The sequence below is a fragment of the Alteromonas sp. CyTr2 genome (genome assembly GCF_947311905.1).
Classification (GTDB): Bacteria; Pseudomonadota; Gammaproteobacteria; order Enterobacterales; family Alteromonadaceae; genus Alteromonas; species Alteromonas macleodii.
Genome location: NZ_CAMZMZ010000092.1, coordinates 1 through 1016, shown reverse-complemented (window position 1 = coordinate 1016; position 1016 = coordinate 1). Strand labels below are relative to the sequence as shown.

At 45.0% G+C, this 1016-nt stretch carries 1 protein-coding gene and 1 pseudogene; one reads left to right on the top strand and one right to left on the bottom strand.

Features of this window, described 5'->3' with window-relative positions; translation table 11 throughout:
• A pseudogene (locus QME20_RS19695) lies at positions 1-311 on the top strand (Na/Pi cotransporter family protein); the annotation flags it as partial.
• A 93-nt stretch (positions 312-404) separates the two neighbouring features.
• On the opposite strand, the gene QME20_RS19690 reads toward QME20_RS19695, so the two are convergent.
• Positions 405-1016 (bottom strand): DcaP family trimeric outer membrane transporter (locus QME20_RS19690; RefSeq protein WP_281716520.1); only part of this gene is annotated, 612 nt, incomplete at its 5' end.

Below are 1016 nucleotides of genomic sequence, written 5' to 3'. Positions count from 1 at the left end.
TTTTAAAAGCTAAGGATATCTATCCGTTCACATTGGGCGCAAATATAGGCACATGTATCACTGCGCTTATCGCAGCGTTGGGTGTAGTGGGGGTTAATAGTGGATTTGCACTACAAATAGCGCTTGTGCACCTGATTTATAACGTTCTGGGCGTTACGCTTATTTACGGGCTGCCTTTATTGCGCAATATTCCGCTCAATTTGTCTTATCAATTATCAGTGATAGCGGCAGAGCGGAAAATGTACGGCGCAGCTTATATCGGTGGCTTATTCTTTATTATGCCTTTGGGTATTATCTTCACTACTATGTAGCTAATGTAGCGCGCCATTCTATTTTTCTGTATGCACAAAAAAACGGCGCTGATGAGTTCAGTGCCGTTTCTCTTTTTTAACTTAGTGCATGTATTAGAATGCGTATTTTGCTGAAACTTGGAAGCGGTTCATGTCGCCTTCAAGGCCGGCTTCAATTTCACGCTTTGCGAAAGCGTATTCAGCGCCAACGGTTAGCGCTTTAGTTGGCGAGTACAAGTAGTTTACACGTGTGCTATAAGTGCTTTCAGTGGTAGCTAAACCCGTTAATGATACGTCATTGTCTGCTTCAAACGCCGAGAACATGATGCTACTGCGCGCTTTTTCGCTCCACTTGTGACGATACGCAACGCCGTAACCTGTTGAGTCTATGGCTTCAAGGTCGCCGCTTTCGGTAAGTACTGCACCATTAACTGCGTTTAGCGCAGAGTATCTGCCTAAACCTTTACCCGTGTTGAACGTGAAGCGAATATCGTCGCCATTAGACAAATTGTATTTACCGGTTACCGATACACCAAAGCTGGTTTCGTCCGCATCAATGCCAGCGGCATTATCGTAAGACAACTGTCTTAATAAGCCCGCTACTTTTACATAACCCCAGTCATACTTTGACGTATAGGCAGCTACAAAGTCTGGAACGCTGCTGTCGTCACTCGTAATTCGGCTACCACCGCCAAATGGCGTAATGGTTGATTCTGGGTTTTCAAG